The organism is Clostridium sp. AF02-29, from assembly GCF_934835585.1.
Taxonomy (GTDB): domain Bacteria; phylum Bacillota; class Clostridia; order Lachnospirales; family Lachnospiraceae; genus Otoolea; species Otoolea fessa.
On sequence record NZ_CAKVZK010000046.1, the window covers coordinates 1 to 19,793 of the forward strand.

At 46.3% G+C, this 19,793-nt stretch carries 17 protein-coding genes; all 17 read right to left on the bottom strand.

Features of this window, described 5'->3' with window-relative positions; translation table 11 throughout:
* Window positions 1-136: 136 nt before the first annotated feature.
* The gene (locus PUQ60_RS10450) at window positions 137-874 is read right to left on the bottom strand and encodes a GntR family transcriptional regulator (RefSeq protein WP_273482963.1); all 738 of its coding nucleotides are present in this window, start codon (window positions 872-874) and stop codon (window positions 137-139) included.
* A gap of 314 nt (window positions 875-1,188) precedes the next feature.
* The gene (locus PUQ60_RS10455) at window positions 1,189-2,187 is read right to left on the bottom strand and encodes an SIS domain-containing protein (protein ID WP_021905624.1); all 999 of its coding nucleotides are present in this window, start codon (window positions 2,185-2,187) and stop codon (window positions 1,189-1,191) included.
* 31 nt (window positions 2,188-2,218) lie between these two features.
* Window positions 2,219-3,958 carry a hydantoinase B/oxoprolinase family protein gene (locus PUQ60_RS10460; protein WP_118514021.1) on the bottom strand — a complete coding sequence of 580 codons (1,740 nt, stop codon included), beginning with the start codon at window positions 3,956-3,958 and terminating at the stop codon, window positions 2,219-2,221.
* 1 nt (window position 3,959) lies between these two features.
* Entirely contained in the window at window positions 3,960-6,023 is a 2,064-nt protein-coding gene (locus PUQ60_RS10465; RefSeq protein WP_273482966.1) for a hydantoinase/oxoprolinase family protein, read from the bottom strand.
* 374 nt (window positions 6,024-6,397) lie between these two features.
* A complete protein-coding gene (locus tag PUQ60_RS10470; RefSeq protein WP_273482967.1) occupies window positions 6,398-7,303 on the bottom strand; it encodes a PfkB family carbohydrate kinase in 906 nt (301 codons plus the stop codon).
* Window positions 7,304-7,322: 19 nt separating this feature from the next.
* Entirely contained in the window at window positions 7,323-9,131 is a 1,809-nt protein-coding gene (locus tag PUQ60_RS10475; protein ID WP_273482968.1) for an amidohydrolase, read from the bottom strand.
* A 49-nt stretch (window positions 9,132-9,180) separates the two neighbouring features.
* Window positions 9,181-10,182, bottom strand: a complete 1,002-nt coding sequence (locus PUQ60_RS10480) for a dipeptide ABC transporter ATP-binding protein (RefSeq protein WP_273482969.1) — start codon at window positions 10,180-10,182, stop codon at window positions 9,181-9,183.
* Window positions 10,183-11,166, bottom strand: a complete 984-nt coding sequence (locus PUQ60_RS10485; RefSeq protein WP_117472448.1) for an ABC transporter ATP-binding protein — start codon at window positions 11,164-11,166, stop codon at window positions 10,183-10,185.
* Between the two features lie 19 nt (window positions 11,167-11,185).
* Window positions 11,186-12,601, bottom strand: coding sequence for a M20/M25/M40 family metallo-hydrolase (locus PUQ60_RS10490; protein WP_117472450.1), 1,416 nt, complete (start codon window positions 12,599-12,601; stop codon window positions 11,186-11,188).
* 29 nt (window positions 12,602-12,630) lie between these two features.
* On the bottom strand, window positions 12,631-14,301 hold the full coding sequence (locus PUQ60_RS10495; RefSeq protein WP_273482971.1) for an ABC transporter substrate-binding protein: 1,671 nt from the start codon (window positions 14,299-14,301) through the stop codon (window positions 12,631-12,633).
* 20 nt (window positions 14,302-14,321) lie between these two features.
* Complete coding sequence (locus tag PUQ60_RS10500) at window positions 14,322-15,188, bottom strand: ABC transporter permease (RefSeq protein ID WP_215704870.1); 867 nt, start codon at window positions 15,186-15,188, stop codon at window positions 14,322-14,324.
* A gap of 14 nt (window positions 15,189-15,202) precedes the next feature.
* Entirely contained in the window at window positions 15,203-16,156 is a 954-nt protein-coding gene (locus tag PUQ60_RS10505; RefSeq protein ID WP_117483313.1) for an ABC transporter permease, read from the bottom strand.
* Between the two features lie 407 nt (window positions 16,157-16,563).
* The gene (locus tag PUQ60_RS10510; protein WP_273482973.1) at window positions 16,564-17,334 is read right to left on the bottom strand and encodes an MFS transporter; all 771 of its coding nucleotides are present in this window, start codon (window positions 17,332-17,334) and stop codon (window positions 16,564-16,566) included.
* A complete protein-coding gene (locus PUQ60_RS10515; protein WP_273482974.1) occupies window positions 17,256-17,612 on the bottom strand; it encodes a hypothetical protein in 357 nt (118 codons plus the stop codon). Before PUQ60_RS10515 ends, PUQ60_RS10510 begins: the two co-directional genes overlap by 79 nt.
* Window positions 17,612-18,703 carry a sialidase family protein gene (locus tag PUQ60_RS10520; RefSeq protein ID WP_273482975.1) on the bottom strand — a complete coding sequence of 364 codons (1,092 nt, stop codon included), beginning with the start codon at window positions 18,701-18,703 and terminating at the stop codon, window positions 17,612-17,614. The genes PUQ60_RS10515 and PUQ60_RS10520 overlap by 1 nt, the downstream gene beginning before the upstream one ends.
* A gap of 17 nt (window positions 18,704-18,720) precedes the next feature.
* On the bottom strand, window positions 18,721-19,161 hold the full coding sequence (locus PUQ60_RS10525) for an RbsD/FucU family protein (RefSeq protein WP_273482976.1): 441 nt from the start codon (window positions 19,159-19,161) through the stop codon (window positions 18,721-18,723).
* Between the two features lie 276 nt (window positions 19,162-19,437).
* The coding region (locus PUQ60_RS10530; RefSeq protein WP_273482977.1) for a C-GCAxxG-C-C family protein at window positions 19,438-19,793 on the bottom strand (356 nt) is incomplete at its 5' end.

The window sequence follows — 19,793 nt, forward strand, 5'->3', positions numbered from 1 at the left end:
CTGTTCCGCCAGAACAGCTTCATAATTATAGCATATCCATATTGCTAATGCAAGTGGATTTTTCCCTGTTTTTTGCGATTTTTGCAGGTTATCCACAATGACCGCAGACAGCCCGTCGTTTTTCCACTTCCCGTTGCTACTGTTCCACAGATTCACAGACATAGAGGGAACACACCTCACCGTTAAAGACCTGGGCACCCGCGTAGAGAGGCTCCCTGTCGTACGTATAGGCAACACTCTTAATATACAGAAGCGGAGCTCCTTTCTTTACTTTCATCAGCTTTGCCTCTGCTGCTGTGGCCCGGCATAACTCGATCTGCTTTTCTGACGTGATAACACGCACCTTCGCCTCCTCCTGAAGGCATTCAAACAGAGAGTTATCATCAAACTTCTTCTCCAGGAGGAATGAGTATTTCACTGGGAAATAGTTTCTCTCGATCGTCACCGGTTCACCATCGGCTGTCCGCAGCCGGGAAATATAGATCACGTATGCTCCCGGCTCCAGATTTAACTGTTTCCGAATCTTTTCATCAGCGTGAACCAGCTTGTTCTCCAGCATCTGTCCGCCCGGTTTCATATTCATATGATGACACATCTCTGAGAAACTCTGAAGGTTTTTAATATCTTTCGCAAATTTCTGGCGACAGATAAAAGTTCCCTTTCCCTGTTTTTTCTCAACCAGCCCCTGACTTACCAGATCATCCACAGCTCTGCGGATCGTGATCCGGCTCACTTTATACTGTTCTGCCAGTTCCGCCTCCGTTGGAATTCTTCCTGTTGCATTGTATACTCCGTTTTCAATATCGCGTTTTAGACATTCTACGACCTGTACATATAATGGAACAATGCTGTTTGGATTCATATTTATTTCCATACACCCCTCCTTCTACCCCATTCTTTCAGAGCAGTTAATTATACTAATTAGATATATAATGTTATATACACTATAATACTATTTGTACTATTAGATAGCAAGATATTTTTTCTCTTCGCCTTGTATTTCTAATTTTTTTCTCAAACACAAAACAGGCTGACATCCACATTCCGTAGGCATCAACCTGTCTTATATCTCATTTGTAATTCAAGTCAAACAGCTGTGAGACTGGGCTCCCACGGGGACGCATTTACCAGTATTCACCACTTGAAAGAGGTGAAAATCTTCTCTGACTGAGATAAATTAATGAGCAATTAATAATCAAATTTCCACATGTAACGACGATAGGTCATCGGATGCATTCTCACATCTGCCATCGCGGAGATGAACTGTTTGGAGATCGGGTGGAACAGAAGAGAGTTAAAGTACTCTGCAACTCTCTCATCCAACTCGCCTAAGCCCAGCTCCTCGGCATCAATGATCCAGTGATGTCCGCCGAACTGATTTAAGAAGCGCTCGGCTCTCTCATCCACCGGACGTGTGCGTCCAACGCTCTTAAATAACAGAATTGCCAGATCCTTGTCGCATGTCTCAAATGCGCCATGGAAATATTCACCGGAGTGGATCGGAACACAGTGGACGGTCTGCATCTCCTGGAAGAAGCAGAATGCGTCAGAATAGGAAACTTCCCACGCAGCTCCGCTGGACATTACGTTCCATACGGTGTCATCCTTATATGTCATGGCGAATTTTGCTGCTTCCGCGCGAACATCCTTGTATGCCTTACCGTAGATCGTCTCTAACTTCTCAAAAGCTTCCAGAGCCTGATCATATGCCTCATAATTATCGTACTCTTTTAAGAGCCAGAACGCGATCTTTAATGCTGTACCCTGACTGTTGTAATGAACAAGTGTCGGGTCCTTATACCACTCGTCTGCGTGATAATATGTTACATAATAATCAGCTGTCTGGGCTGTCAGGGAATCCGCGTAGCCGGATAATCCGATGGTGACTGCGCCCTTTGCCTTAGCCACTTTCAGCGCTTCTACGGTCTCTGCCGTCGCCTTTGTGGATGTGCCGATCACAAGAGTGTTTTTATCTACATTCTTCGGGGTCGCATTGACGAACTCGCTGCTGTTGTAACCCTGAACACGGATGGAACTCTCCTGATTTAATAAAAAGCGTGCCGGATAGGAAGATGCGAAAGAGCCTCCGCAGGCTACAAAGATCACCTGCTTTAAGCCGCCGTTTTTATCCAGATCTGCTTTTGCCTTTGTCATCACATCGATGACTTCCTGCATCCCTTTGATCATAGGAATATCCTCTCTTTCTTACAATTGATTTTTATCCACGGAGTGCTTTGGTTGCCTGCTCATCTACATGGTAATCAACTCCATCGGATACAACAACCACACCGTATTCCTTCTTTGCTGCCTCTGCAGATACTTTTTTCTCTCTAACGTCCTTCAATACCTTTTCCGGATCACGTTTCATCGGATCACCGTAACCGCCGGCACCAGGTGTTGTAACACGGATCACATCGCCCTTCTTTAACGGGAAGCTTGTCGTCTTATGGCCCATCTTTGTGACGGTGCCGTCTGTCGCAACGCGGTAGAATGCGCCTGCTGCGCCCTCTTTGCCGCCTGCAAGTCCCCACGGATGGAATTTATGACGATCACCGAGTCCTGTGTATGCCACATCATCCTGCAGCACTTCAAGCTCACGCTCAATTCCAAGACCGCCGCGGAACTGACCTGCTCCGCCCGTATCTTCCTTCAGTTCATATTTTCTGGCAAGGATCTTCGTGAACTCCATCTCTGTTGCCTCGATCGGCATGTTGGATGTATTCGTCATATTTACCTGAACACCCGACAGACCGTCTAAGCCCTTGGAAGCTCCGCCGCCTCCGGCGATAACCTCATGGAAGATAAATACGCTGTCTGTACCGATCGCACCTTCACCAGCTAAGATCGTCGTGGTGCACGCGCCGTTTCCTGCGGTAACCACGGTATCCGGGAAGATCGGAGCCAGGGCACCGAAGATCGCGTCCGGAATTCTCTGCTGGCAGTCGATCTGCGCGCCGATCGGGCTCGGCTCTGTCGGATTTACAATGCAGCCCTTCGGAGCAATGATCTTGATCGCACGGTTGATTCCCTCATTGGCTGGGATATCGTCGCCCATCAGGGCTTTTACTGCGAAAAATACTGCCGCTTTTGTACACGGATACGGTACGTTGATTGGAGCTTTGATCTGATCTGCAGTTCCTGTAAAATCGATCGTTAAATTGTCGCCCTTGATGGTTACTTTTACCTTGATTGGAAGCGGATCCGGATATTTGTCTCCGCAGCCGTCTACATAGTCCGTGTAGTTATACTCGCCGTCCGGAAGCTCTGCAACGACAGCGCGGACACGACGCTCGGAGTAGCCTACCAGTTCCTTCATGCACGCAATCAGGTCATCCTGGTAGCGGGCATATGCCTCCTGGATTCTCTGCACACCGATCAGGTTTGCAGACATCTGTGCAGTCAGGTCTCCCTCACGTTCCTGTGGAACACGGGTATTGTCAAGGAGGAGATCAAGAACGCTGCTGATTGTCTCGTTATTTTCGCGGATACGGATCACCGGAATACGGATACCTTCCTGGAATAAGCTGTCAGCGTCACCGGATGTGGAACCCGGTACTTTACCGCCGATATCGGAATGATGGGCAATGTTTGCGATCCAGCCCACCAGCTTGTCGCCTACAAAGGCCGGAGCCGCGATTACAATATCCGGCAGGTGGTTGCCGCCGCCGTGATACGGGTCGTTAGCGATAAACATATCGCCCGGGCGGACATTTTCTTTTCCGAATTTTTCATAAATATTTGGAACTACACTCAGCATGGAGCCTAACAGTGCAGCTAAACTTTCTACCTGCGCAACGCTGTTTCCATCCGGATCGATCACAGCCGTACAAACGTCACGGCGTTCCTTCATATTGGTGGAGTATGCACTGCGGACAATGATTCCGTAAGTCTCCTCAGCAATGGACATCAGGAGATTGCGGACAACCTCAACAGTTACGGTATCGATCTGCTTTGCCATCTTACTTCTCCTCCTCATCACGAATCTTTAAGTTATGATATCCATCTACATGGATCGTCCAGCCCTTCGGCACTACAAGTGTGGTATCCATCTGTTCACAGATACACGGACCTGGGATCGCCTGACCCGGAACAAATTCTTCTCTTAAGTATACCGGAGTCTCAATATACTCGTCGCTGTTCTGGAAGAGGACCTGACGGACTTCGATCGGTGCCGGGATCGGTGCTTCCGGATGAAGCTCTGATACCTTAAGATCCGGTTTGTCGATCACGCCGATCGCGGAAACACGGTAACTTACAAACTGAACGATTGCGTCTTCCTTGCAGTAACCGTAGCTTCTCTTGTGCTCTGCATGGAAATCAGCCAGTGCTTTCTTTAATGTCTCCTCTGTCATCTTTCCAGCCGGTACCGGAATGCTGATCTCGAAGTTCTGACGCTGATAACGCATATCAATAGCAAACTCAAAGTAGCGGCGGTCTGCCGGAACCCCTTCTTTGTCTAAAAGACCGGTTCCCTGTTCTACCATATTGTCAAACTGCTCGTTCATGCTGTCTAAGTTGTCAGCCTCACCGTTCATAACTTTTGTTCTGGATAAGTCAAACTTTGTATCAGCTAAGAGTAAACCTAAGCTGCAGAGTGTGCCCGGATGCGGCGGAATAAGAACTTCCTTCATTCCCAGTTCTTTTGCTACTTCGCACGCATGGAGCGGACCTGCGCCGCCGAATGCCATCAGGCTGAATTCGCGGACATCGTAGCCTTTCTCTACGGATACGCTTCGGATCGCACGGACCATGTTGGAGTTAACTACGGTGATGATTCCGTTTGCGGCACGTTTCATATCAAGATTAGATTTATCACAGATCTTTGTCTTGATCGCATTCTTTGCCAGCTCAATATCCACGTCCATTCTGCCGCCGAGGATCTTCTTCTGGTTCAGTTTTCCTAAGACGATGTTTGCATCTGTTACGCACGGATTCTCGCCGCCGCGCATGTAGCATGCCGGTCCAGGAGTTGCGCCGGCACTCTTCGGTCCTACCTTTAACGCGCCGCCGTCATCGATCTTTGCGATGGAGCCGCCGCCGGCACCGATGGTGATGATGTTGATCATCGGGATTCTTGCCGGATATCCCTCAACGTAACGCTCGTTGGATACCTGCGGTGTATAGTTCTCGATCAGGGAAATATCTGCGCTGGTACCGCCCATATCGAATGTAATGATCTTGTCTGCTTCGCACTGTTTGCCGATATAAGCCGCTGCGATAACGCCGGCACTCGGTCCGGATAACGCGGTCTTGATCGGGCAGTCGATCGTCTCTTTAATGGAAATGATGGAACCGTTGGACTGTGTTACATACGGCTCAACCTTGATGCCGAGCTGTGCGATAGACTCGCGGAAGTTGTTTACATACTTCTTCATAACCGGTCCTAAGTAGCTGTTCATGACCGTTGTACTCATACGGCTGAACTCACGGAACTCCGGTGCCAGCTTGCTGGAAATCGTTACGTAAGCTTCCGGGAACTCCTCATGAATGATCTCTTCGATTCTTTCCTCATGAACCGGATTGATGAAGGAGAAGAGGGTGCACACTGCGATAGCAGCAACTCCCTGGGCTTTTAAGTAGCGGACCACTTCTCTGGTCTCTTCCTCATCAAGCGGTGTCTCAATGCTGCCGTCATAGCGGATACGCTCTGTAACGGTGCAGTTTAAGCCAGACGGAACTAACGGATACGGCTTCTGTGCCTGGAGGTTGTAAAGAGACGGACGGCGCTGTGTTCCGATCTCCATCAGGTCTTTAAATCCCTTTGTGGTGATAAGACCAAGGCGGCAGCCTTTCTTTTCGATCAGCGCATTGGTTCCTACTGTGGTACCATGTGCCAGATAGCTGACTGTCTCCGGTTTTGCCTTCTTTATCTCTAATACATCCTGCACACCTTTTACAATTGCCTTGGACGGGTCTGCCGGTGTAGAACTGTCCTTATAATTGAACAATTCGCCGGTTTCCTGATCAAAAACAGAGAAATCTGTAAACGTTCCTCCAACGTCTACGCCAATCATATAAGACATATTATTTCCTCCCATGTATTGGTTGTTTGTAAGCTGCTCTCTCCGAGCATGACTATTTGCATGTCCGGCGCTTCAAGTTGACTTCATACAGCTTGTATTGTTATATATCATTATATATTCTTTAATGATAAAATACTTTATTTTCGACCATTTGTCAATACTATTCTTCATTTCTTTCTCATAACAAGCTGCTCCGATTCTTTCAAGTCGAATGTCCGTGAGACTTGGAGCGTGATTCTTGTCAGCGAAGCCGACATATTCCTATCAGAATCACTGTGCATCCTCGCGGAGCATTTATCTTAGTCGGAGACCTAACTCACACTGAGACAAATTTGCTACGACTCACCACCTAAAAGAGGTGGGAGTTTTCTCGACTAAGATAAATCTTTATACACCCGCTCATATACAGAATCCGGCACTTGAACGCCTCCACCAAAAGCGCCTTTGATCAGACATGTTTTTGCTGAAAAAGCTGCGGCAGTCTTTAATGCTACTGGCAAAATCTTCATTCTTATTTCCGGATCTTCCCAATTTGCTTCTGACTCCTCTTCTAATTTTTTCAAAATTGTCACCAACATGGCCGTCGCAAAGCTGTCTCCCGCCCCCATTGTGTCCACAGGGATCACATAGTCCGGCAGTTGACGGTAAAAATGGTGTCCATCATAAACTGTCGCACCTTTGCTTCCGCGGGTAGCTGTCACAACCCCGCAGCCTTTTTCATGCAGCTTTCCGCACAACCCTTCCGTTGCTTCATCGCTTAAATCGCTACAGGAAAGGAACGCAAAATCAATATACGGGCAGACACGGTCCACACGGTCCTCCTCATTCCAGCGGTAAGAAAAGTCGTAGCTTACAAATGGTGAAAGCACATGCAGATCAGGAAGCAGATCATCCGTAAATCCATTGTTTGTCGTGTGGATCAGATCAAAGCCGTCCGCATACTCAAGATCCTCTTTCTCAAGACGGATCGGATGTTTCTGGATTACTCCGCCTTTATTGCTTCCCTTAAACACACGGTCCCCATCGACGATCATCACTCTCGCAAAACCATTTTCTCCGGCATAGCTGCGACAATGGCTGTATCCAACGCTATGGGCGTCGAGTGATGCCTTCACATGACCGGCAATCGCGTCATTTCCAAAAACGCCCATAAAATCTGATTTTACGCCAAGCATACCTGCGTATACCGCAAAATTGACTGCCTGCCCACCTGGATACATCGTCCTCTCATTCAGGTAGATATCACACACATTGTCACCCAAACCCAAAACCTTAACCATTTTTGTATCCTCTTATTTTTTACTCAAACAAAAATTTTACCTGGCAGCCAGTCACTTCTGCCGCCCCTGTGGCTACCATGTCCACACCTGTAAAAAATTCTCTGAGATCATCACTGCGAATGTCTTCCTGCTGCTTTACAGTCACCAGGATCTTCGTCAGTTCCGGAACCTTAACCATATCCTCATCGCCTGTTTCCATGATTCTCGTCTCATAGCCAACCTTATCGAATATATCTTTGTTCCCATATGCCAGACCCAGAGTGAAAAATTCCAGCGCCTCTAATGCATTTCCATTTTTGGACAGGGCTTTACCTGTCTGTCTTTGTGCTAATCCATCGTCACACAGACCGGTAAACTCAACCTGCACTTTCCGGGACTTGTTAAAATCAGACAGCTTCCTCTCCATATCCATTTTTTGTGCAGACATTTCCCCGTTCTCTACAGTTTTCCTTGCAAGGAGCGGCAGATATGAATATGCTTTTCTCTTTTCCTCAAACTCTTTCCGAACCTGCTCCAAAAGAAGCGGCTGTTCAAATAACTCAGCTCCCGTCAGTGCCATTACCTTTGCCGCTACCAGCATTCCCTTCATGCAGATATCACTGCGCCCTTGGGCAACCTCCTGCCAGGAATGTCCCAACGTATCCTTTATATAGCACGCTGCCACACACTGTACAGTAGGCGTTGCAAAGCTTACATCGCAAATATCTGTTGAACCAGGCTTATGGATATTAATTTCGCGGAAAGGATACAATACATCATTATACGGCTTTCCTTTCACCTGCCTGATAATATCTTCTGCCTGTTCCTCATACAACAGTCGCATTAAATCGAAGGTTGCCTGTTCTCCGTTTTCCGGAAGAGCCTGATGCATATGTTCTGCATATTTCCAGTCTGCTTCCGTCATTGGAACAGTGCCCACTATCTGGTATTTTTTATACATCGTGCGTTCCAGCGTCCGGTTCGGAAGCAGCTCGGTTGTTCCTGTCTTATAATCCGCCGTCAATACGCATCCGGTCATGACAGCCGCGCCGTATGCTGCCATATGTAATAGCTGAAATCCTTCTTTGACCTGGCTGCTCACATGAGCGCGATATGCATATAGAATCCGGGCTTCAGGCACTTCTCCATCGTTTGCATCATCGCCCGGTGAAAGAATTGTGGAACGTACGACAAAGCAGGGATCAAGATAATGTCTGACATTTGTCGCTCCCATTAAAAATATCTGCAATGCGTCCGCAGCGCGTTTTCCCTTAAAACTGTAAATTACTTTTTGCTGCGCGTGAAAGTTGATCGACCATATACCGTTATCGTCTGTCGGATGCCAACTGATCGCTGCGGCGCAATCATCAAATACTCCAGCCTGTTTCATCAGCACTTTTCCGGCACCGCCTTCCTCGGCCGGGCATCCATAAAAATGGACGGTTCCTTTTATTCCAGTTTCCTTTAAATGGTCTTTCACAGCGATCGCAGCAGCAACAGCCGCCGTTCCCAAGGTATGATGACCACACCCGTGACCGTGTCCACCCTCGATGATCGGTTCTCTTTCAACGGAATCTGCTTTCTGGCTCAGATTTGGAAGCGCGTCAAATTCTCCCATGAACCCGATTACGGGCTTTCCCTCACCCCAAGAGGCAATAAATGCGGTCGGCAGACCGGCAACCCCTTTTGTCACGGAAAAGCCTTCCTGTTCAAGAAGTGCTGAAAGGCGGGCAGAAGATTTATATTCTTCAAAAATTGGTTCCGCATAATCCCAGATATCAAGAGCAGCATGAATATACTGCTCCCTTTTATCTTCAATTGTCTTCAGAATACTTTCCTGTGTGTTCATCGTTTCCATTCCTCCATCCATGCAAATATCCCTGTTTGGTCACATCACGTCATTTTTCTTCATGCTTTGTTTCTGACTGCTGCTCTTCTGCCAGCCAACATAATACCTGATGTCCCGGTTCAACTGTTACAAACGGCGGCACTGTTTCTGAACATTCTTTTTTTGCATAAGGACAACGCTTATGAAAATGGCATCCTGATGGGGGATCGGCCGGATTTGGGACATCTCCCTGAAGAATGATCCGTTCCCGCTTTACCTCCGGATCAGGCATTGGAATTGCCGACAACAGAGCCTTTGTATATGGATGGACCGGATTCTCATATATCTGTTTTTTATCTGCTATCTCTACAACCCGTCCCAGGTACATAACAGCCACGCGATCGCAGATGTGATGTACAACACTGAGGTCATGAGAAATAAAGATATAAGTCAAATTCAGTTTGTCTTTCAATTCCTTCATCAGATTCAACACCTGCGCTCGTATGGAGACATCCAGTGCTGATACCGGCTCATCACAAATGATCAATTTAGGATTCACCGCCAGTGCTCTTGCGATCCCAAGACGCTGTCTTTGTCCACCGGAAAATTCATGCGGGAAACGATTAATATACGCACGGTTAATCCCAACCAAATCCATGAGCTTATAAATTCTCTCTTCTTTTTCCTTGCCCTCGCAGATATGAAACACTTCGAGCGGTTCTCCGATAATTTCGCCAACCGTCAATCTTGGATTTAACGAGGCGCCCGGATCCTGAAACACGATCTGCATTTCCCTGCGTTTCAGACGCATTTCTTCTTTCTTTAATCCGCAGATATTAGTGCCTTCAAAAATGACTTCCCCGCTTGTTGGCTCTATCAATCGTAAAATACTTCTTCCGAATGTTGACTTTCCACAGCCGCTTTCTCCGACAATTCCAAGAATTTCTCCCTGCTTTACCGATAAGTTAATGCCGTCCACGGCTTTTACACTGCGACGGTCCTTATTCAGAAAACCGGACTTAACTGAATAATATTTCTTTAAATTTCGTACTTCTAATAAATTCCCTGCCACCTATACCACCTGCTTTCGATTTTCATGTAAAAAGCATCGTACCTTGCGATCACCTATCTGATATAAATCGGGAACTTCTGTTTTGCATCTCTCCGTCGCATAAGGACAACGAGGCCAGAATCCACATCCGGCAGGCATATCATACAGGCTTGGAACATTTCCTTTTATCACATATAATCTGTCCTTCTGATCGTTAATATTAGGAAGTGCGCTGATCAGACCTTGCGTATATGGATGCAGTGGATCTTTAAACAGAGAATGGACATCACAATATTCCATTACCCTTCCCGCGTACATCACAAGCACATAATCAGCCATTTCCGCAATAACACCCAAATCATGCGTGATCATCATAATAGATGTATTCAGCTTTTTCTGTAGTTTACGCATTAAATCTAAGATCTGCGCCTGGATCGTCACATCAAGAGCCGTTGTCGGTTCATCTGCGATCAAAAGTTCCGGATTGCACGACAGCGCCATGGCAATCATAACCCTCTGGCGCATTCCTCCGCTCAGTTCATGTGGATATTCGTCCACTCTTTTCTCGGGAGACGGAATACCTACAAGCCTGAGCATTTCGATGGCGCGCTCTCTTACTTCCTTTTTTGAGACTTTCTCATGAGCAGTTATCATTTCTGAAATCTGGGTTCCAACTGTATAGACCGGGTTCAACGATGTCATCGGCTCCTGAAAAATCATCGCGATTTCTTTTCCACGGATTTTTTCCATCTGCTCCGCAGAATAATTCACAATATTTTCCCCTTTAAAGATAATCTCCCCATCTACAACCTTTCCTTCCGGAGGCAATAGCTTTAATATTGACATCGACGTAACGCTCTTTCCGCATCCCGACTCGCCTACGATACCAAGGGTTTCGCCTTTTCGTATGGTGAAATCAACTCCATCGACAGCAGGAACTTTTCCAGTTCGATCAAAGAAATATGTTTTCAGATCTTTTACCTGTAATATTACATCATCCTTCATTACACATTCCTCCCCGCATCTATTTTTTCTTGCTGTCCGCGTATTCAGGGAATAGTTTCAGATAATATATCATGGATTTTTCGAAATCCAGTACTCCTTTGACTGTGCAGTATTCATTGCTGGAATGCTGCCTAGATCCATGTCCCATACCGCCTGTGACGTATGGGATCCCCAATATCTTCTCGAACAGGAAATATGGTGCGGAACCCGGATTCCAGGGCCAGATCTGCGGTCTTGTTCCCATCAGCTCATATGTTTTCTTCAAGGTCTGAACAGAAGAAGAATGATAAGGTACGCTGGACGGATCATATGGCTTTCCATACTCCTCGATCTCGATATCCTGGAAGCCTCTAGAATCCAGATGTTTCCGTACTTTCTTCAGCATTTCGTCCGGCTTCATTCCCGGAACAAGGCGGATATCCATCTTAACCGTTACTTCGTGCGGTAAAAGTGTCTTTGAACCTTCACCGATATAGCCGCCTTTGATACCATCAATATTCAGAGTCGGAACCGTCAGCATCTTTTTCCACAGATCCAGACCGGTTAAGTCCCACTTGAATTTTTTGACGTCATACGCTGTTTTCCACTCTTCTTCATCCAGAAGGTCCGCGGAAGCAGCCAAAGCCTCGTCTTTTTCCTTTTCCAATGGTAAGATTCCATCATAAAAACCATCGATCAAAATTTCATTTTCATTCTCGCCGATCATCGATGAGAGCGCTTTCGTCATTCTCCACACAGGGTTCGCAACCCAGGCTGCAAAAGCGCCATGGATCCCTCGGTCTGTCGGACCGCCCCAGTCTCCGCCTTTTGACTTCAGTTCAAAGCTTACAATTCCCTTCACACCCATAAAGATGGAAGCAATTCTGTTTTCCTCTCCAAATGATGGGAAAAACATTGCATCGCAGTCTTTAAATTTATCCTTGTTGACTTCCAGGAACTCCTGGAGGGATTTGGAGGAAAGTTCCTCCTCCCCCTCTATCAGGAATACAAGGTTTACCGGAAGTTTTCCGGCAATTTTTTTATATGCCTTTATCGCTCTGAAGAAAGCGACTGTCGGTCCCTTTGTATTTACTGCACCACGACCGATAATGCAGTCTCCGTAATCTCTGAACGGATGGATTTCTGCTGCCCACGGATCTGAAATCCAGTCAGGCTCCTCAGCCGGAAGCACATCGTACATGCTGTAGATAAGAAGCGTGTGCTCTGCTTTTTCATCAATGCGGCCGTAAACAATGGGATTGCCAGGTGTCTCAATCAGCTCAGAGGTGCCGCCGCACTCTTCGATCATTTCCTTCACGCGTTCCGCTGTTTCCCGGATACCTTCCCCTGTCGCTGAAATGGATTTCATACGCATAAAATCCTGGACAGCCTTTAAATCATTATCAAAATTCTCGTCAAGATATGTCAATACTTCCTCGATTTTCGGTCCTTCCATCGCTATGCTATCTCCTTTCCGTCCACGGATCAATCTGCAAGTTTCCATTTCCATACTTCGAAATTAAACCATACAAAATTCTCGATCGGAACTTCTGCTAAACGTTTTGAATATGCCCATAAATCATTCTGATGGTATAACCAGATATACGGCTGATCTTCTACTAATGCTTCCTGATATGCGTCATAGCACTTTTTCCGCTCTTCCTTTGTTACTTTAGAAGCGCCTTCGTTAGCCAGATCAAACCACTTTGGATCTTTTACAAGTGAATAGTTTCTTGCGTCATTCGGTTTTAAAATTACGCTGCTTTCGTTCGGATCGATATTACTTCCGCCTCCAAGAAGACCTAAATCAGCTTTTCCTTCGCGGAGCATCTGAAGTAATGTAGTGAAATCATATGTCTCAATTTTTACTTTCACACCGATTTTTTCAAGGTCCTGTTGGATTAGGAGCGCAGACTGCTCTCTTACCTGATTTCCTTTCGGAACGATCATCAGATACTCTTTGTCAAAATTAAATCCTGCTTCTTTCAGCATTGTCTCTGCTGCTTCCGGGTCATATGTATTAGGTTTCAGGTTCTCATCATAATACGGATGATATTTTGGCATCGGTCCGACAGCAACCTGACCTTCTCCCAGCATCAGCTGATCAACCATCACCTGTTTGTTGATCGCTTTATCAAATGCATTTCTCACCTTCGCGTCCTGGAAATCAGGATCCTCGTCAGACAGATTAAATAACATATACTGATAAGAATAATCTTCTACAGAAGCAGCCACAAGAGAGTCTGAGCCCTTGACAGTTGCCCAGTCGGATAACGGGATACTTCCCATGCCAACCACATCAATATCTCCATTTAAGAGTCCTGCTGTCAGGTTTGCTGCCGGCACAACACGAACGACTAATGTCTTAAAATCAGGGCATCCCTGATAATAGTCTTCAAATGCTTCCATCTCTAAAGTCTCACCTGCAGTATCTTTCACATATTTAAATGGTCCGGCACCAACTGGACTTGTCCAGAAAGAAGAGTTATTGATATCCGCATAATTCCCAGTATCTAAAATATGTTCCGGAAGAACATAAAGGAAGCTTAAGAATGCGTTTAAAATAGTATCCTGATCCTTCGGCTCTTTAAATGAAAATTTTACCGTGTAATCATCGACAGCTTCTACACCTACCTGATCTGTGTCTGCTGCAATGCCGTCATCATCGGTTCCCGCTAACACATTAAACGCGGAACGATAATAGTTATCCACATCTGGATTCGTCATTGCCTTACAGGTAAATACAATGTCATTTGCCGTCAGTTTTTCTCCGTCATGCCACAATGCATTTTCAGCTAATTTGAAAGTCATCGACTTGTTATCATCTGCTATTTGCCACTCAGTCGCAAGGCGGGGTTCGATAACTCCATCATGTGTTCTTGTAACCAGACGTTCAAATAATTGATCTGCTACCGCGTTTCCGTAATTTCCTGACGTATTGTAAATATTCAATGTGTCCCAGGAAGAAATAACTGCCATAGTTACTACTTCATCTTTAGGACCTTTCTGCGCTGTTTCTGTTCCCGTTTTTTCCGCTGCAGCCGTTGTTTCCGTTTTCCCTTCTGTCTGTGTGGTCGTTGTACCACTTCCTCCGCATCCGGACAGCGCTGTCATTGCCGCTAATAAAATTGCCAGCATTTTTGTCGTCTTCTTCATTTTCTTTTCTCCTCCTATAATTATTTTTTTGCTGTTTTCGGATCTAACGCATCCCGCAAACCGTTTCCAATAAAGTTAATCGAAAGAATTGTGATTACCAGTGCCAGTCCCGGCGGAACCCACATCCATGGACGGCTGGTCAAGATCGTGATGGACTGTGCATTATAAAGCATATTTCCCCAGGAAGCAGCCGGCGGCTGAACACCCATTCCAAGGAAGCTTAACGAAGATTCCAAAATAATCGCGGAGGCGATCCGAAATGTAATGGAAATAAAAATCGGAGCGACCGCGTTCGGAAGGATATATCTGGTAATGATCAACTTGTCTTTTGCTCCAATCGCCACAGCACCTTCAATGTAATCCTTTTCTCTTATGCTCAAAACACTTCCATAAATCTGTCTTGCGAATTTCGGCCATCCGAGCACACCTATCACAACCGTGACGGTGACAATTGACGGACCAAACATGGATACCAGAAACAAAATCAGAATCGTGGATGGAAATGACATGAAAATATCTGACAGACGCATTACCACAACTTCAAATGCCCCACGATAAAATGCTGCCAGCATACCCAGAGGAATTCCCACGATCACGCTGACCGCCGTGGAAAAAATTCCAACTGCCAAAGACACCCGGCCACCGTAAAGTAATCGGCTTAATACATCTCTGCCGACATCGTCTCCTCCCAACAGATGTTTCGCGCTAGGCGGCATATTGAATGCCAACGGATCGATCTCAGCTTCCGAAAACGGAAGGAACGGAGGAGCTATGATAACGATCAGTGTGATAAGCACCAGTGTGAAAAAACCGATTACCGCCAATTTGTTGTTACAATACCTCTTGATAAAGTTTTTCGCTTTCGACTCTTTTTTACTGTCTTCCACCTTTCTCACCTCCCTTAATTATACCGGATCCGTGGATCAAGAATTCCGTAAACAAGATCTGTTAAAATATTAAATACCAGCACCGCAATTGCGACCAACACTGTAATCCCCATAACAACCGGATAATCTCTGGCATCTATGGACTTGATCATCAGGCTTCCGATTCCCGGCCAGGAAAAAACCTGCTCCGTGACAACTGCTCCGCCAATCAGCAGCGGTATTTCCATACCAAGATATGTAACCACCGGTATCAAAGAATTTCGCAGCACATGTTTTATTATAACTTTCTTTTCTTTGATTCCTTTTGATCGTGCTGTTCTGACGAAATCCTCCCTCATAACCTCCAGCATGCTGCTTCTTGTATACTGGATCAGGCTTCCCACTAGCTGCATTGCCAGGACGACCGACGGCATAAATAAATGGCACAATAATGAACCTATGGTCTCCTTTTTTCCAACATCGTACATGCCGCCAATAGGAAGGACTTTTAATTTCACTGAAAAAACATATAAAAAAATCAATGCCAGGAAGAAGCTCGGAGTTGAAGTCGCCAGGAATGAAAATACCGACGAACCATTGTCCCAGCCTTTATTCTGATATCTTGCTGACTGAACTCCTAATGGGATTGAGATCAGACAGGCAATGATCACTGCCGCAAAGGTCAACAGAATTGTCGGACCAAGACCTTCCAAAATCATTTGCATTACCGGCTGTCCTGTTCTGTATGAATCTCCCAGATTTCCCTGGAAAAAGTTTTTGATCCAGGTGAAATACTGGATATACAACGGTTGATCCAGACCAAGCTTTATCCGCTGTCGTTCAACTTCTGCCGCTGAAATATTCTGGTTGTTGAGCAACAACTCTAATGGGCTTCCGGACGCCATAGAAGAAATTAAAAAAACCAGAACTGTAATTCCAAAGAAAGTTGGTATTGCTATCAAAGCACGCCGTAATACATACTTTTTCATTCTATTTCTCCCTTCCATTGATTAAGAAAACATTTGCATATGCTATATAACATTATATAATATTAGATACGTCTATATTATCATTCAAATGTTGATTTGTCAAATAATTTTGTACTCTGACATATTTTTTTAAGTCAGATTCTGTTATCCGGATTTTTTTTCACAAAGTGTACCGAAGAACGATCATATCCTTATGCCGCACCATCGAAAATATATATCCGGATTCTGCACGGATCACCGCATGGCTGACCATTTGATTTCATGTTTATACAACACATCATGTAACATCATGACTTTATATGATTCAGTATAAATAAATTGTGAACAATCAACATTTTTCTATTCTTTTTTATTTTTAGTTCAGAAAATGCATACCACGTGTACAGTAATGTAATTTTTACAATTCTTCAGCCATGTTTTTCCATACTGTGGTATAACCGTTCTGCAAAAAATACAGCTGAATTCAGGAATCCCAGAGCAAAGCTAACCAGAATCAGGATCCCTGGATGGAACATATCACACAGTCTGCCTCCCACCAGGTTTGCAAGGACTGTTCCCACCACACTGCTGACGGTCAGTCCCATTGAAATACTGAAGCTGCGCAGGCGCTCATCCGCTGCCTCCGCAAAGCACTCCACGCTGACACTCATGTAGAACGCAAAACTGGCACACTGCAGCATCTGCCCCAGATAAAGGGCCCATGTACCGGAAAACAGCTGAAAGCAGAGCGGTCTGAGGAGATTTGTGATCAGGGCGATCGCCATTCCCAAAAGGGCATGGGAATTCTTCTTTTTCCATGCAAAAGCCAGCAGCATAAGACCTGCAAACTCCACTGCCGCTCCTGCCCCACAGACATTTCCATATGTCTCCGCATCTCCGCCCAGTTCCACGATGATCAGGGAGAGAAAGCTTCCCACCAGACGGTGGCTGAACCAGTAAAATGTGATGATCCCCAGCCAGAACAGAAAACGACGGTTCTGCACCAGAGTATGAAATGCCTGGAAAAAGGAGAGACTTTTCTCTTTCTCCTCCTGTTTCCGGCGATTCCCGAGACTGGTATCTGGAAGAAGAAGGAGACATGGGATCATGAAGAGAAATATCACCATTTGTACGAGAAAATAACCATCCCAGGAAGCATGATCCAGGGCTGGTCCATATATTTTGTACAGAAGATACACAGCGCTGAGATCATTCCGATAAGCAGAAGAAAATACCGCCTTGTCGGAAGAAATGTGTCCGTGATATAACCGCCCACCGGCTCCATCAGAAGATTTGCCAGAAATGTCAGGCTGGTGATGATTCCGCAGACCATGGCGCTGTAGGCGCGTTCCGTCAAAAACAGGACCGTATAGCTGGAAAATATGCAGTATGCGGCATAGTAAATAAAGTATGCAGAAAAAAACAGAACCGTATAGTGAGAGCCGCTGTTTATTCCAGCGGCCCTCTCGCGTCTCATCATAAAACCTCCAATGGAACAGATGCCAGCAGTAACCTCCTGTTAAAAATACAGTTACCGTCCTGCCATCCTTCCTCATAGAAACAGTACACCGGACCTGTTCCCGCCAGGTCAGACGCCCCGCCCTCTTCTGCCAGAAGGAAACCATCGTCCCAGTTTTTTCCATCATCTGCACTGATGCGGATCGTCAGTTTCTGACGGGCGTCAAGACTCCACCGGACCGCCTCGCCGTTCTTCTGGCGCTCCAGTGCCGGTTCATCTCCGTAAGCGCAGTTGACAAAAGCCATCTGTCCGTCTGGAAGTGTAAGCAGCGCTCCACCGCAGATCGGATCCGGAAGTTTTTCGTTCAGCCATGGTGCTCCCCACCGGACCGCATCCTGTCCTTTCTCCGTTTTTCTGCTCTCACAGAACGCTCTTCTCCGCACTCCCGGGATCTCATGGCGCATGGTGGCAAGCAGAGTTCCGTCGCTCCGCTCCGCCACGGAGCTCTCGGTTGGATCACCGATTCCATTCTCCGCTGGAACCGTATTGCTGCAGTGCCACGTCCCACCCCAGTCATCGCTGGAAAGGCAGGCAAAGCAGGCCGGGAGGTGCGCATTCTCTCCACGGCTCAGCCACAGCGGCAGTATCAGGGTTCCATCTTTTTTGCAGATTCCATGTCCCGGAGCAATGGCCCACAGCGTCACCGGCCATTCCTTTCGGAAACCGTCGATCAGAGATGTCAGCTCACGCTCCTCTCCAAAGGTTTCCCCATTATCACGGCTTTCCCTGAGAAACAGTCTTTGATAGTCCTGACACCAGAAGAAATATACTCTTCCCTCCGGTGCTGCGATCAGTAAAGGATTATGAAGAAGTTCTTCTCCTTTCGGTGATACCATTGTGATCCGCTCTCCTGCGGGCTGCGGCTGTCCGTCCTTTATCTGATATCTCCTGAAGAATAAAGTTCTGCGGTTTCCTCCGGCTTCCCTGCCCTCATATGTCAGGAGCAGATCCCCGTTGGAAGCCGTAACGATTCCCGGGACACGGTAAGAGTCAAAGCCATGTTCCCCATTTTCCTCCACCAAAACCTTAACACAAGTCTTCTCCTCCATCATTTTTCCTCCCCACTTTACTCCTGCATTGGAAAATCACAGTTAAACTGTGTTACATACTTGTCCCTTCCGGACGTGGAATATAAAACCATTGTACAGCAGCTGCCAAAATCTCCGGTCCGCACTACTGCCTTAGCATTTTTCATTGTCTCCATCAGGCGCTCCTGGCTGATCGTTCCGCCCGGAAGCTGAGGCACGAGAGACTGGATCTTCTGATACATCGCATCATTGTACTGCGGCATCAGCTCAAATACTTCATAGCGCTCCGCAACCAGATCATTCAGGATCGCGCACATCGTCTGCACCAGCGTCGGAACTCCCCGCACGAGAGAGACATCGATCACATTACATCCATCCGGAATTGGCATATTCGCGTCACAGATCACGATCGCATCCTTATGTCTCGCTGTCGCCAGCGCATATCCAAGCTCCGCATTGATCACCGTGTGTTTAATCATTTAATTTCTCCTTTCGTCAAATACGTTATATAACATCATTATTTTATATGACCAGTATAGAGGAATCTGAAAAAAAGGTCAATATTTCTTTTTTCTTTTTTTAATAACATTTAAAATCAAAAAAAGAAGATGCATCTTTGGTGGTATGTTAATACCTTTTTGTCCAACAGGACGTCCTATCAGAATTTCCTGTTACATAAGAAAAAGCCCCGTAAGCTGTTTATATCAACAGTTTACAAGGCTTTGGGGCTTTTTTCTTGATTTTCCAGGTTATTTTCACTTTTCTGCAATCAATGTATTATAAAACTCTTCAAACACATCTGCTGCAAGACAGACGGTTTCCAGACAGCGCACATCGTCTTTCTTATAGATCTTTACAAGCTCTGAGCAGTCTGTGTTTCCAAGCTTCTTTCGGAATTCATCTACAAGGTCCGCGCATGTATCCTTAAAACCATCGGTTGCATGGGCACGGGTCTTTACCGTCAGCCGTCCCAGCGCTGCCATTGCGCCGCATAATGCACCGCAGGAGGAGCCGCATCCCATGCCGCCGCCAAACGCACTGACCAGCTTAAAATCATCTTCCGTAAGACCGATCCCGTATTCCTCGTCAATACATCTTAAGATCGTCTCCG

Excerpts from the sequence above, each read along its gene's own strand:
- PUQ60_RS10485 (WP_117472448.1), bottom strand. The coding sequence starts at position 11,166 with ATGAAGGATGATGTAATATTACAGGTAAAAGATCTGAAAACATATTTC.
- PUQ60_RS10465 (WP_273482966.1), bottom strand. The coding sequence starts at position 6,023 with ATGTCTTATATGATTGGCGTAGACGTTGGAGGAACGTTTACAGATTTC.
- PUQ60_RS10460 (WP_118514021.1), bottom strand. The coding sequence starts at position 3,958 with ATGGCAAAGCAGATCGATACCGTAACTGTTGAGGTTGTCCGCAATCTC.
- PUQ60_RS10525 (WP_273482976.1), bottom strand. The coding sequence starts at position 19,161 with ATGATTAAACACACGGTGATCAATGCGGAGCTTGGATATGCGCTGGCG.
- PUQ60_RS10515 (WP_273482974.1), bottom strand. The coding sequence starts at position 17,612 with ATGAGACGCGAGAGGGCCGCTGGAATAAACAGCGGCTCTCACTATACG.
- PUQ60_RS10490 (WP_117472450.1), bottom strand. The coding sequence starts at position 12,601 with ATGGAAGGACCGAAAATCGAGGAAGTATTGACATATCTTGACGAGAAT.
- PUQ60_RS10520 (WP_273482975.1), bottom strand. The coding sequence starts at position 18,703 with ATGGAGGAGAAGACTTGTGTTAAGGTTTTGGTGGAGGAAAATGGGGAA.
- PUQ60_RS10475 (WP_273482968.1), bottom strand. The coding sequence starts at position 9,131 with ATGAACACACAGGAAAGTATTCTGAAGACAATTGAAGATAAAAGGGAG.
- PUQ60_RS10505 (WP_117483313.1), bottom strand. The coding sequence starts at position 16,156 with ATGAAAAAGTATGTATTACGGCGTGCTTTGATAGCAATACCAACTTTC.
- PUQ60_RS10450 (WP_273482963.1), bottom strand. The coding sequence starts at position 874 with ATGGAAATAAATATGAATCCAAACAGCATTGTTCCATTATATGTACAG.
- PUQ60_RS10495 (WP_273482971.1), bottom strand. The coding sequence starts at position 14,301 with ATGAAGAAGACGACAAAAATGCTGGCAATTTTATTAGCGGCAATGACA.
- PUQ60_RS10455 (WP_021905624.1), bottom strand. The coding sequence starts at position 2,187 with ATGATCAAAGGGATGCAGGAAGTCATCGATGTGATGACAAAGGCAAAA.
- PUQ60_RS10470 (WP_273482967.1), bottom strand. The coding sequence starts at position 7,303 with ATGGTTAAGGTTTTGGGTTTGGGTGACAATGTGTGTGATATCTACCTG.